Source organism: Bifidobacterium sp. LH_449, from assembly GCF_056356755.1.
Genome location: NZ_JBKEUV010000009.1, coordinates 1 through 12,543 on the forward strand (window position 1 = coordinate 1; position 12,543 = coordinate 12,543).

General features: G+C 62.9%; 9 protein-coding genes and 1 rRNA gene. 3 read left to right on the plus strand and 7 right to left on the minus strand.

From position 1 onward, the window contains the following. The first annotated feature begins 63 nt into the window (after window positions 1–63). Window positions 64–180 (plus strand): 5S ribosomal RNA (gene rrf / locus AC1AX7_RS07360). 575 nt (window positions 181–755) lie between these two features. Then, window positions 756–1,007: a hypothetical protein gene (locus AC1AX7_RS07365; RefSeq protein WP_476509441.1), complete on the plus strand. Its 252-nt coding sequence runs from the start codon at window positions 756–758 to the stop codon at window positions 1,005–1,007. Between the two features lie 277 nt (window positions 1,008–1,284). Here the strand turns inward: AC1AX7_RS07365 and AC1AX7_RS07370 are convergent, their stop codons facing one another. Further along, window positions 1,285–1,668 (minus strand): DUF4235 domain-containing protein, encoded by a 384-nt coding sequence (locus tag AC1AX7_RS07370; RefSeq protein WP_476509518.1) that lies wholly within the window; start codon window positions 1,666–1,668, stop codon window positions 1,285–1,287. 368 nt (window positions 1,669–2,036) lie between these two features. Between AC1AX7_RS07370 and AC1AX7_RS07375 the strand changes: the two genes are divergently transcribed. Next, window positions 2,037–2,747 carry a histidine phosphatase family protein gene (locus tag AC1AX7_RS07375; RefSeq protein ID WP_476509442.1) on the plus strand — a complete coding sequence of 237 codons (711 nt, stop codon included), beginning with the start codon at window positions 2,037–2,039 and terminating at the stop codon, window positions 2,745–2,747. A 229-nt stretch (window positions 2,748–2,976) separates the two neighbouring features. Here AC1AX7_RS07375 and AC1AX7_RS07380 read toward each other — a convergent pair whose 3' ends face one another. From AC1AX7_RS07380 to AC1AX7_RS07405, 6 genes are all read right to left on the minus strand, one after another. Next, window positions 2,977–4,725, minus strand: a complete 1,749-nt coding sequence (locus tag AC1AX7_RS07380; RefSeq protein ID WP_476509443.1) for a glycoside hydrolase family 13 protein — start codon at window positions 4,723–4,725, stop codon at window positions 2,977–2,979. A 91-nt stretch (window positions 4,726–4,816) separates the two neighbouring features. Further along, window positions 4,817–7,036, minus strand: coding sequence for a 4-alpha-glucanotransferase (gene malQ / locus AC1AX7_RS07385; RefSeq protein ID WP_476509444.1), 2,220 nt, complete (start codon window positions 7,034–7,036; stop codon window positions 4,817–4,819). A gap of 197 nt (window positions 7,037–7,233) precedes the next feature. Next, window positions 7,234–7,980 carry a TraX family protein gene (locus AC1AX7_RS07390; protein WP_476509445.1) on the minus strand — a complete coding sequence of 249 codons (747 nt, stop codon included), beginning with the start codon at window positions 7,978–7,980 and terminating at the stop codon, window positions 7,234–7,236. Between the two features lie 99 nt (window positions 7,981–8,079). Beyond that, a complete protein-coding gene (gene pulA, locus AC1AX7_RS07395) occupies window positions 8,080–10,086 on the minus strand; it encodes a type I pullulanase (RefSeq protein WP_476509446.1) in 2,007 nt (668 codons plus the stop codon). Window positions 10,087–10,235: 149 nt separating this feature from the next. Then, window positions 10,236–11,135: a sugar ABC transporter permease gene (locus tag AC1AX7_RS07400; protein ID WP_476509447.1), complete on the minus strand. Its 900-nt coding sequence runs from the start codon at window positions 11,133–11,135 to the stop codon at window positions 10,236–10,238. Further along, window positions 11,132–12,529: a carbohydrate ABC transporter permease gene (locus AC1AX7_RS07405; protein ID WP_476509448.1), complete on the minus strand. Its 1,398-nt coding sequence runs from the start codon at window positions 12,527–12,529 to the stop codon at window positions 11,132–11,134. The genes AC1AX7_RS07400 and AC1AX7_RS07405 overlap by 4 nt, the downstream gene beginning before the upstream one ends. Window positions 12,530–12,543: the final 14 nt, after the last annotated feature.

Consider the following 12,543-nt stretch of genomic DNA (forward strand, 5'->3'; position numbering starts at 1 on the left):
TCCGGTTCCCGGACCGTCACGGTCCATGCCGCACCCCTTTTGTGGGGTGTGTTCGTGTGGTTTTGCGGTGGCCTTGGCCCAGGGGAGACGCCCGGTCCCATTCCGAACCCGGAAGCTAAGCCCTGGCACGGCGATGGTACTGCACTCGAGAGGGTGTGGGAGAGTAGCGCGCCGCCGCATTGTTCTTTTGGGGGCCGGTCCCGTTGGGGGCCGGCCCTTTTTTGTTTGTTTCCCCCGGGGGCTTTGACGGTTTCCCGGCCCGTTCGGTCTCCCCGGAGGGGGGCTTCCCGTTGACGGTTCCGGCCGGGACACGCCGATGACAGTGGCCGAATGTGTCAGGGGACGTGTCGGGGCTCGGTACGCGGCTGCCTTCTCTGACGGTTTTGCCCGCACCCGGCGGCGTGTCGCGGTCGAAACCGTCAAGGGGACGGGCCTGCGTGCCGGTACGCGGTTGTCTCCTCTGACGGTTTTGCCCGCGACACGCCGTTGGATGCGGTCAAAAGCGTCAGGGAGGGGATGCCGGCCGGGTGGGAGCCGGCGTACGACCCGTCGGATTGACGGTTCCGACCGGGACACGCCGATGACAGCGGCCAAAAACGTCAGGGGACGGGCCTGCGTTCGGTACGCGGCCGCCTCCTCTGACGGTTTCGACCGCTCCCAGCGGCGTGTCGCGGTCAAAAACGTCAGCATGAGGGCGGCTTGGTCGCCCGGGAGCGGAAGAAAAGTACGGGGATTACGGATTGTAGGATTGCGGTATGCATTATTTCACGCCTAAACGCTGCACCGAGTCGAATAAGATCATGTACCACGACAAGGCACAGGCGCTGCGAGGCGCAGATCAGAGTCTGCGCGAACGCGGCGTTGAACTATGGGTGTACCGGTGTGAATATTGCGGCAGCTGGCATCTGACGCATCGCGATCCGGCCGACAGCTATCGTCATGTTCCGTTGAATCAGCAGATCAAACCGCATTCTCGCAAAAAAGGATACAAGCCCCGCCATCGATAGCCACAAGCCAATAGGCATCAGCTGATAGTCATTAACCGATGGCCATAAAACGAATAGCCCCAAGCCGATGGCCATATGTCGACGGACCTGAATCGGATAGGCCTGTGACTGCAGGCCTATATCCTGAAATCAGCAAACGCAATCAGGCGATCACAATACGCGGTCGCCCCCAAAAACGGCCGCAGCTGCCTTCAGCAGGCTTCAGGCAGCTTCAACCAGGCTTTATGCAGCAGGCTTTTCTGACTGTCCGGGCTTTTCAGTCCGGCTGCGATTCCAGTCAGCCTTTCTTCAATCGACGGCGATGCAGCGAATCGACGATGGCTTTTGACGCTTGGTCCGACAGCTGCGATACGACTGCGCCGAACGCTGCCGACAATGCGGCAAAAGCCAATCCCATCAACCAGGTATCCTGTCCGCCATTACGCGTGCGACGGCCTGCTGTGCCCTTCTTCCACGCCAATTCAAACAACTTGCCGGCGGCGAGGCCGATAAGCGAGGGCGCGGCGAATTTGAAGATCTTATCGCCCAAAGAATCCGGATCATTGATGCGCTGCTCCCGCAAGGCGTCCACTTTCCGGTCGATATCGTGGAACATGGCGACGGTGCGATCAGCCGACGATTCATATTCGTATCCGGTGTCACTTTGAGGAATGTTGCTCATACGAAACCATAGTAATCGAAACCGCGGGAACAGGCGCATCGCAAATCGGGGCAAATCGGGGCAAACCGGGGCGGGATGGAATATGCCGAAACCGGTCAAAAGGTGGCGGACAAAACGTGGCGGACAGACCGCACGGATCGCAACGGGCCGGGATGAGTCAGGATAAGCCGGGATAAGTCAGAATAAGCAGGATAAGCCAGAAATAAGCTAGAAAAAGTCAGGAATAAGCAGGAATAAGCCAGACCAAGTAAGCACGAGTCCGGAATAAGGGCAAGCCGGCGTCAATCGCCGATACGGACGCGACAGACGCGCCAAATTCTTAGGCAATCGTCGCATGAAACCGACGGAGGTCTACTAAAGTAAACGATATGATTCAAACGAACCCAGGAAGCAACGAAGCCTCCACTACGGCGGGAAAGCAAGGACGCCTGGTCCTGCTGCGCCATGGACAGACCGTCTGGAGCGAATCCGGGCAGTATACCGGTCGAACGGATATTCCACTGACCCAAGTGGGCGAGCATCAGGCCATTGACGCCGGCATACGCTTGCGCGAAGCATTTCCGGAAGGATTCGCGCCGGGCTGCGTATTCGCCAGTCCTCTGCGCCGTGCGCGCCAGACCGCGGCATTGGCGGGATACGGCACCCACCAAATCCTCGACGGCATTGCGGAATGGGATTACGGCCGCGCAGAAGGCCGTACACGCGGTCGGATCAGGCAGATGAGCGGCTTGGATTGGGATGTGTGGTCGTACGGGCCGCAAGCGCTGGAACCGGTGATGGAAGGCGATTGGGAGGAGACCCTGCCCAACGGGGAACGCGTCCCCGTGCATAATGGTGCGGGAGAAACCGTGCAGGACGTGGCGAACCGCACGCGTGACGTCATCGAGCACGTGCTGCCGCTGCTCAACGAAGGGCATGACGTGTTGCTCGTGGCGCACGCGCACGTGCTGCGCATACTGGCGACGCAGTGGCTGGGCGTCGATCCGCTGTACGGCCGTCTGTTCCGACTTGACACCGCGCATTACTGCGTGTTGACGCAGTATAAAGGCGACAATGTCATCGAACATTGGAATATGTGAATCCGTGCGGTTTCGACATTGAAAACAGGGCTGCCGAATTGAGATAACTGAAAACGAACAACAGTACGGGGCCCGCATGATGGGGCGCCGTCAAATCAGTGCGTCTGCGGATCGGCGAATCAGCGGACTGACGGACTTGACGGCGCCCCATGGTGATGGTGTTCAATTATTCGGACGTATCCGATTGTTCGGCGGATTGCTGCGGATCGTCACAATTTGCTGCGGACTGTCAGCGGGCGATCCAGACGGAGGCGTCCTGCGGCAGCATGCCGTCATGCAATTCGACGGAAGACAGCAGGATTTCGCCTTCCGGCAGCGGCATATCGGAGGCGCCGAAATTCGTATATGACACGAATGTGCGGCCGTCCTGCATGACGCGCGAATACGCGATGACGTCATCGCCGGCGTCCAGCATCGTGCAGGTGTGCGCGCCGGTCGCGGTCAAATCATTCTGACGGATGCGCAGGGCCTTACGATACAGCGACAGCATCGACTGCGGATCGGCCCCCTCCACGTCGGCGGCATAATCCTTGAACCACAGCGGCTGCGGCAGATGCGGATCCGCGGACGGCGTGCCATCGGTGCGCACGGCAGGGGAGAATCCGAACGAAGCGCCTTCGCCGAAACGCGCGTTCCACGAAGCGGGCTTCGGCTCATCGCCGGCCACCCACGGCATCGGCACGCGGCAGCCGTCACGGCCCTTATCCGTGAAATTGCGCAGCGTATTGAACGGCGTCGGATCCTCCAAACGATCCCACGGAATATCGGCGACCTCAAACAGGCCCAATTCCTCGCCCTGATAGATGTACACGGAGCCCGGCAGGCCCAGCTCCATCACAACGGCGGCGCGGGCGCGGCGTGTTCCCAACTCGCGGTCCTCGATGTAGCTGCCGCCGTCGCGCAGCAGCCAATCATGCACGAGCTGATGGGTGCCCGGCGTCTTGACCTGCGGCAGGCCGTACCGTGAAGGGCTACGCGGGACATCATGATTGTTCATCACCCACGTCGTCGTCGAATCGCCGGTCTGTTCGGCGGATTCCAAGCCTTCGGCGATGGCCGTGCGGAACTCGTCGGCGGCCCAGTTCGCCTTGGCGAACTCGAAATTGAAGACCTGGCCCAACTCCGAAGTGGACGCGTACAAATGCTGATGCTCCGGCACGACCCAGGCCTCGCCCACGGCGAAACGCGGCGGATCATACTCGTTGAAGATCTCACGCCATTCCTTGTAGATGTCGTGGACCTCCGGACGGTCCCACAGCGGGCTGGAACCGTCGTGGCACAATCCGTTCTGCACTGCGAACGGATCCATCCGGTCAAGCGGCGTGCTGTCGAGGTCCTTGGCCAGGCCATGCGCCACGTCGATGCGGAACCCGTCCGTGCCGTGATCGCTCCAGAAACGCAGCGTGCGCTTGAACTCCTCATGCACGTCAGGATTCTTCCAATTCAGGTCCGGCTGTTCCTTGGCGAACATGTGCAGATACCACTGGCCGTCCTCCACACGCTCCCATGCGGGGCCGCCGAACAGCGATTGCCAGTCGTTCGGCGGCAACTCGCCGTGCTCGCCGCGGCCCTCGCGGAAAATATAGCGGTCGCGTGCGGCGGAGCCGCGGCCGTCGCGCAGCGCCTGCAGGAACATCTCATGGCGGTCGGCCGTATGGTTCGGCACGATGTCGACGATGACCTTGATGCCGGCCTCATGCGCGGCTTCGGCCATACGGTCGAAATCATCCATCGTGCCCAAGCGCGGGTCGACATTGCGATAGTCGATGACGTCATAGCCGCCGTCGGCCAAATCAGACGGATAGAACGGCGACAGCCAGATCGCGTCCACGCCCAGATCATGCAGGTAATCCATTTTCTCGGTGACGCCGGCGATATCGCCCAGACCGTCGCCATTCACATCCTTGAAGCTGCGCGGATAGATCTGGTAGACCACCGCCTGCTTCCACCAATCATCATGAAGATTGTTGGCCGTCATCGTTGTCCTTTCCTGTTGCGGCATTGCTTGCAGTATCGTTGCGGCGGCGCCTGCCGGCAGCCGACGTCGTCGGCGGGCGCCGCCTTGAATCTCAGTCGCTCTGACCGTTCATGACGGCCGCCAGCGACTTGACGCGAGGCAGTTTGAACACTTCGTCGGTGTGCACGACATGGCCGTGCTCGTCGGCCAGCGGAATGCGCCAGTTCGGGTATGCCCAGCTGGTGCCCGGCTGGTTCTGCGAACGGGATTCGCCGACGCCATCCACCAGTGCGGCCTGCGCCAAAACGGACGGCGCATCCAGCAGCATCGCATGCATCGCTTCGACGACCTCCTGCACATGATGGTCGACGTCGGCCGCGATTTCGGCGCTGATATAGCCGCCTTCGGCCAGACGGTCGATCATCGCCTGGCGTTCCGCGCTCGCGGACGCCTGGAACTCCTCCACCGGGCCGGTCAGCAGATGCAGCTGTTCGCGCAGCTTCACATGCTCGAACTGCAGGTATCCCGCGGTCGGCGGCAGGTCATGCGTGGTGACGGAAGCCATCGCGTACTTGCGGTATGTGGACGGGGCCGCGTACGGGTCGCCGGCGTTGGGGGAGTCGTCCACGCGGGCGAACCATTCCACCACCGTGCCCAGCACGCCATGCTCGGCCAGCACCTTCGACACGTATTCCGGAACGGTGCCCAGATCCTCGCCGATGACCAGGCCGCCGGCACGCGTCGCTTCGATGGTGAGCACCGCAAGCATCGCGTCATGGTTGTACGCCACGTATGCGCCGCCGCGCGCGCCCTTGCCCTGCGGGATCCACCACAGGCGGAACAGGCCCAGAATATGGTCGATGCGGATCGCGCCGGCATGCGAGAACATGGTGTGCACCATATCGCGGTAGACGGCGTAGCCGGTCGCTTCCAGATAGTTCGGATTGAACGGCGGCTGCCCCCAATCCTGGCCCTGCTGGTTGTAGAAGTCCGGCGGGCATCCGACGGTGACCGAACCGACGGCGAAACGTTCCGGATTCCACCAGGCGTCCACGCCGAGTGCGTGCACGCCCACCGCCATGTCCTGCATCAGGCCGAGCGTCATGCCGGAATCCCTGGCGGCCTGCTGCGCCGCGACCACCTGCTCGTCGGCGATCCACTGCAGCCAGCGCGTGAATTCGGCCAGGTCGGCATGGTCCTGCAGCAGCTGCGCGACTTCCGGGGATTCTCGATTCGTGGTGGAGATCCATGGATGCTCCGGCTCCCACGGCGCGCCCCATACCTCGAAGGCCACCGACCATGCGGCGAACGCATCGAGATCGGGGCCGGCCTGCTGCTTGAACGTGGTGAATGAGGCTTCGCGCTCCGCACTGCGCGGCTGGTCGAAGATGATGCGCAGCGCCTGACGTTTCGCGGTCCATGAAGCGTTGATGTCGAGCGGATCGGGGTCGTCGTTCCTTGCGGCGACGCTGTCGTGCAGCGCTTCGACCTCTTCGCGCAGTTCGGGGGTGAGTTCGGCGTATTCGGCGATGTCCTGCGGCCGAATGTATGTGGCGTTGAGGAAACGACGGGATTCCGGCAGATACGGGGACGGTTCCAGCGGCGGAATCGGCGCGCAGGCGTGAATCGGGTTGATCAGCATGAAATCGGCGCCGGATTCGCGGCCGGCGTCCGCGGCGAGGCGGCGCAGGTCGCCGTAGTCGCCCACGCCCCAGGATTCGCGGGAGCGCACGGAATACATCTGCGTCATCCAACCCCAGCGCTGGCGTTCGGCGACCGCCGGCGGCAGCTCGATGCGAGCCGGGGCGCACAGGATGGTCGCGTCGGCGGTGCGGGGTTCGCCGGCCTCTCCGACGGTGACGACGTGCAGGACATGGTAGCCCATGGGCAGATCGTCGGGCAGTGCAAGCGTGGCCGCGCCGCGGGCGTCGTCCTCGTCCGGCATGGTGATGCAGCCGTCGAGGTCGCCGGCGTATTCGCCGCCGTCCTCCAGCGTGATGGTCGCGGTGACCGCCGCGCCGTGCGAGCGGATGGGCGTTTCTCCGGGAACGCCGATGAACTTGACGATGGTCGGCGGCACAAGCGTATCGTCATGCGCCTGCAGCGTGGCGGCGTAGGAACGTTCGATGGCGTCGTCGTCGGAAGCGTCCACGCCGAGCGCGGCGAGCACGGAGACGAGCACATCGTCTTCGATCTCGACGTAGGTGCCGACCTGGTCGATATATGACGTCGCGATGCCGTTCGCCTTGGCAAGGCGAATCAGCGGTCGGGCCAGCCTTTCGGGGCTTTCCTGCATGACGGTGGTGGAGTCTGGAACGTCGGTCGTTGCCATGGGGTCTCCTTATATCCGGTGTTGTGGTGCGATTCTGGAAGAACGCGTTGCCGATGATGCGCTGTGTCTCAGGTCTGCCATCGTTGGCGTAGCCGTGGCAATCGCATCAGTGCTTTTATGATATATCGTATTGCAAACGTTTGCAATACGGCGTGCGGAGCATGGCGCGCACGCCGTATCCGAAAAATCGCGGGGCGCTACGGAAGGGCAGGCGCCACGGCGAAGATCAGCAGCATCGCCGGATACACCGCATACATCGCCCACTTCACCCAAGGCCGCGAATACCCGAGCTCGCCGTTGCGGAAATGCAGGACGGCCACGCCGAACGAAGGAATGATGAAGAAGCAGGCGCACAGCAGCGCGGCCGTAAACATCATCGTGTTCTCGCGATCCGCCATCAGACGGAAGATCAGCGTCAGCGCAAGCGTCAGAACGCCGATGTTCATCAACTGCTGGCGCACGCCGACGCAGCCCACGGTCATCCACAGCACGCCGCACAGCACCACGACGATGCTGATCGCCACACGCGCGCCGCGGGACGCCAGCGCGCGGCACGAATCGACAAGCCCAAGCACCACGACGGAAGCGGCCAACGCGAACACGGGATTCTGCGACGACCAATCCAACGGCATGCCGAACGTGGCCAGATCGTACGGCACCTCGCATATCACGGCCAGCGCCAGCAGCCGCAGCGCGTACATCCAGACGTTGCGCGTATGCGTATACCCTTCCACGGTCACCCACGCGTATATCGGCACGGCCACCCACGACACGATCTCGGAGAGCACCGCGATCGTCAGACTGGTCATATCGGATTGCGCCAGCGCGGCGACATTTGCGTCGGCGGGAATCGCAAGACTTCCGGCCAAAGCGACCAGTATCAGCGCTGCGCCGATGATCTTCAGGCGGAAATCGGACAATCCGCGGGCAGACGGCTGTTTCATGGAAACTCCTTCGTATTTTTCATGTTTGGACCGACTATAGTCCCGAAAACGACGATGGCCCGCCAGTCGCGATGTCACTGGCGGGCCATCAGGCCGATATCACTTGCGCTGGCGGCGCCACACGGTCAAGCTCATCGGCGGCAACGGCAGCTGTCGATTCTCCGACTGCGGAATCCCGCCGTCGACGGAGCAGTACACGCAATCCCACACATCCGGCGCGATGCGCGACACCTCATGGTAGGGGCCGTTGACCTCCAGGTCCATCGTCGGCTGCGTGCGCTCGTCATGGCTCGGATTGATGGCGATGCAATCGTCTCCCAGACGGAAGACGACGACGTCGTCCTCGCGGGGCACCGTGATGCGGGCGCCGCCGAAATAGGCGGGATTGTCGCGGCGCAGGCGGATCAGCCGCGCGTAGTGGTCGACCAGCGACGAGAAACGCTGCGCACGGCGCCAGTCCAGCTTGTTGAGCTCTGCCGGGCTGGAGAAGGAATCGGAGCAGCCCTGCTTGGTGCGTGCGAATTCCTCGCCGGCCAGCATGAACGGCACGCCGGCGGAGGAGAACACGATGCCGCCCGCCAGACGGTTCGCGGCGAGCAGGTCGTCCGCGTCCTCGCCTTCGACGTCGTAGTCGGCGGTCGTCGGCATCGGGCGGGTCGCCGCGCACATCTTGTCCCACAGCGTCAGATCGTCATGGGCGGAAACATATTGGATGACCTGCTCGACGCTGGCGCCTTCGAACGATGTGCCACGCCACGCGTCGACGGCGTGGCGGATGTCGTCGGCGTAGTCGGCGGAGGCGCCGGTCAGGTAGCCGGGCACCCAATGGTAGAAGATATGGCCGCGCACCGCGTCGCGGGTCGCGTCGCAGAACGCGCCGATGCGCGGATCCAGACGGGACAACCCGCGCTTGTCCGCCAGGACGACGCCCGGCTCCAACGCGGTCTTGTCGGCCGCCCACGGCTCTCCGTGCATCAGGATGGACGCGCCGTCGGGCAGGGCGTCGAGCGAGGCGCGGACCTCGTTCATCGTGTCGACGTCGATGAGGCCCATCAGGTCGAAGCGGAAGCCGTCGATATGGTATTCGCGCGCCCAATAGGTGACCGAATCGACGATGTATTTGCGCATCATCGGATGCTCGGAGGCGACGTCGTTGGAGCAGGCGGATCCGTTGGCGAAGGAGCCGTCGGCGCGGCGGCGCAGCGCGTAGCCCGGGATCATGCGTTCGAACCAGTTGTCGGTGGAGAACATGTGGTTGTAGACCACGTCCATGATGACCTTGATTCCGGCCTTGTGCAGCGCCTGGATCATGCGCTTGCATTCGGTGATGCGCGTGGCGCCGTTGAACGGGTCGGTGCTGTACGAGCCTTCCGGCACGTTGTAGTTCAGCGGATCGTAGCCCCAGTTGAAGCCGTGCTTCGGGTCGTCGCGCGGCAGGGACTCGTCGATCGAGCCGTAGTCGTAGAACGGCAGCAGCTGCACGGCTGTGACGCCCAGACGCTTGAGATACGCCATGCAGGTCGGGAATTCGCCCTGACCGTCGACGCTGGTGTTCTCGTCGGTGAACGCCAGATAGGTGCCGCGATGCTCTGCGGGGACGCCGGAATGCTCGTCGTTGCTGAAATCGCCGATATGCGTCTCCCAAATCACCAGCTCGTTGCTGGGGACGCGCGGGCGGCGGTCGTCCGCCCAGCCTTCGGGATCGGTGGCGCTCAGGTCGACCACCATGCTGCGGCGGCCGTTGACGCCGGCGGCGCGCGCCCACGGGTCGGCGCAGCGGTTCACGCTGCCGTCCGGGAAATGGACCAGATAGTCGTAGTAGACGCCGTGGCCGATGCCGTCGCAGCGGACCAGCCAGGTGCCGTCCGCACCGGGCGTCAGCTCATGCGTTTCCGTCGGTTCGGCCGCCTCTTCGGGCGAACCCGCTTCGAACAGACGCAGCGTCACCGCGTCGGCGCTGGGGGCCCAGATGCGGAAGGTGGCGCCTTTGTCGTTCGGGAAAGCGCCCAAATCGTCGTCGTGATATACGGGGTAATCGGGGCAGGGGGCGGCCGGATTCGCGGTCGTCCATTCTGCAAGCTCCAGTGCGGGCTTGTTCTCGTTCATGATGTCGTCCTTTGGCTCAAGTGGGGTTTGTGGGCTTGGGGTGCGGCCGATCGGGGCCGTCGACCGGGATGCCGGTATGCCGCGATGTTGAGGGCCGCCCCGGAATGCGTGCCCGAAGCGGCCCTGCGGATGTGGCGCCTGGGGGATGCTCAGCCCTTGACGGCGCCGCCCATCGACTCCTGGTAGAAGCGCTGCATGACGATGAACAGCACCGCGATCGGAATCGAGATGATGACTGCGGCGGCGGCGAAGCGGGCGAACCAGTCGTTGAGGTATTCGCGGCTCAGCATCTGGTACAGGCCCAACGCGACCGTGTAGTTGTCCTGCGTGCGGGCGATCGCCCTCGCCATGACGAAGTCGAGCCACGGGCCGAGGAAGGAGGTCAGCGCCTGATAGACCAGCATCGGCTTGCAGATCGGGATGATGATCTTCGTGAATACCTGCCAGCGGGTGCAGCCGTCCAGGTAGGCGGCCTCGTCCAGCTCCATCGGAATGGTGTCCATGTATCCCTTCATGACGTAGAAGCCCGCGCCCGAACCGGCCGCATAGACGAGGATCAGGCCGATGGTGACGCCGATGCCCTGGGTCAGTCCGAGGGACTTCATGATGAAGTAGATCACGACGACGGACATGATGCCGGGGAACATGCCCAGGATCAGGACGACGTTCATGAAGGACTTACGGAAGCGGAAACGCATGCGGCTCATGCAGAACGCGACGCACAGCACGAAGAACACGCTGATCAGGCACACGGCGATGGCGATGCCCAAGGTGTTCATGAACATGCGCGGGAAATCGAGGATATGCGTGTCTGTGAACAGCTTCGTGTAGTTGTCGAGCGTGTATTCGGTCGGGAAGAACGTCTCGTTGTACGGGCCCGGGTTCTTGTTGAAGCTTTCCATCACGACCCATGCGATCGGGATGATCCAGATCACGGCGAGCACGGTGAGCAGCAGATGGCTCAGGATGTCCCCGACGATGCGGCGCTTACGCTGGTCATGCCAGAACGGATTGCCGGCGGCCTTTGCCGTCGCGGTGGTGTTGCTCATCGGAATCCTCCTTCATTCTTGTAGGAAGCGCTGTTGCGGTAGGTGATCAACGAGACCACCGCAAGCGTGACGAATGTGAAGATGCCGATGACGGCACCCAGGTTGTAGTCGCCGCGATCGACCGTGAGCTTGTACAGCCAGGTGATCAGCAGGTCGGTCTTGCCGGCGGTGTCGCCGACTTCGGTCGGATTGCCTCCGGAGAGCAGGTAGATGACGTTGAAGTTGTTCACGTTGCCGGTGAACGTGGTGATCAGGTACGGGGTGAGCACGAACACCAGATACGGCATCGTGATCTTCGTGAAGGTCTGCCACCAGTTCGCGCCGTCGAGCTTCGCGGCCTCGTACTGCTCGGCCGGGATGTTCTGCAGGATGCCGGTGATCTGCATGATCGTGAAGGGGATGCCGATCCACAGGTTGACGATGATGACGGTGGCGCGGGCCCAGGTCGTGTCGGTGAAGAACGGCAGCGGCGCATCGATCCAGCCCCAGGACTGCAGCAGGCGGTTGATTGCGCCTTCGGGCTGCAGCATCTGGTTGATGGCCAGCAGCGAGACGAACTGCGGGATGGCGATGGACAGCGAGAAGATCGCACGCCAGAAGTTCTTCAGACGCGTGGTCTTGCGGTTGATGATCATCGCGAGGAACAGGCCGAGGAAGAAGTTGAGGAACGTCGCCAGCACGGCCCAGACGAGGGTCCAGACGAGCACGCTGACGAACTGGTCCGCGGTCACTTCGCCGGTGGCGCCGAACAGGTTGCGGAAGTTGTCGAAGCCCACCCAGTCGAACAGCAGCACGTGGTCGGAATCGTAGTTCGTGAACGCGATGCACATCATGATGAGGGTCGGCAGCACGCTGAAGATCAGGATGCCGAGCGTCGGCAGCGCCATCAGCGAGACCTGTCCGTTGCGGTCGGTGACGTTGCGAAGGTCGTCGACGAAGCCGGGAGCGGCGCCGTTTTCACGGGCGAGCACCTGTGCTTTGTAGGCGCTGCGCACCGCATAGGACCAGAACACGATGAACAGCACGGTGACGAACACCGCCGCGACGCCGTAGACCAGCAGCAGCACGGAGCTGTCGCCGGCGTCGTAGTACCAGTAGCCGTCCACTTTATGCTTGGTCTGCGTGCGCGAGCCGAGCGAGACGAGCGAGGCCAGGCTGGAGGCGCCGGACGTGCACATGTAGATGATGTACGCCGCTTCGACGGCGAGGAACAGCAGGCCCTTGACGATCTGCTTGCGGGCCAGATTGCCCGCACCGAGAATCAGGAAGGACAGGCGGGTCAGCGCGTCGCCGTCCGTGAGCGCGGCGCGCAGCGTGTAGCGGGAAGGCGCGATGTAGTCGGCTTTGCGACGGACGATACCGCGCCGCGGACGTGCGGATGCCGTGGTTTCCATAATCAATCCTCTCC

Excerpts from the sequence above, each read along its gene's own strand:
- AC1AX7_RS07375 (WP_476509442.1), top strand. The coding sequence starts at position 2,037 with ATGATTCAAACGAACCCAGGAAGCAACGAAGCCTCCACTACGGCGGGA.
- AC1AX7_RS07365 (WP_476509441.1), top strand. The coding sequence starts at position 756 with ATGCATTATTTCACGCCTAAACGCTGCACCGAGTCGAATAAGATCATG.
- AC1AX7_RS07400 (WP_476509447.1), bottom strand. The coding sequence starts at position 11,135 with ATGAGCAACACCACCGCGACGGCAAAGGCCGCCGGCAATCCGTTCTGG.
- AC1AX7_RS07405 (WP_476509448.1), bottom strand. The coding sequence starts at position 12,529 with ATGGAAACCACGGCATCCGCACGTCCGCGGCGCGGTATCGTCCGTCGC.
- malQ (WP_476509444.1), bottom strand. The coding sequence starts at position 7,036 with ATGGCAACGACCGACGTTCCAGACTCCACCACCGTCATGCAGGAAAGC.
- AC1AX7_RS07380 (WP_476509443.1), bottom strand. The coding sequence starts at position 4,725 with ATGACGGCCAACAATCTTCATGATGATTGGTGGAAGCAGGCGGTGGTC.
- pulA (WP_476509446.1), bottom strand. The coding sequence starts at position 10,086 with ATGAACGAGAACAAGCCCGCACTGGAGCTTGCAGAATGGACGACCGCG.
- AC1AX7_RS07390 (WP_476509445.1), bottom strand. The coding sequence starts at position 7,980 with ATGAAACAGCCGTCTGCCCGCGGATTGTCCGATTTCCGCCTGAAGATC.
- AC1AX7_RS07370 (WP_476509518.1), bottom strand. The coding sequence starts at position 1,668 with ATGAGCAACATTCCTCAAAGTGACACCGGATACGAATATGAATCGTCG.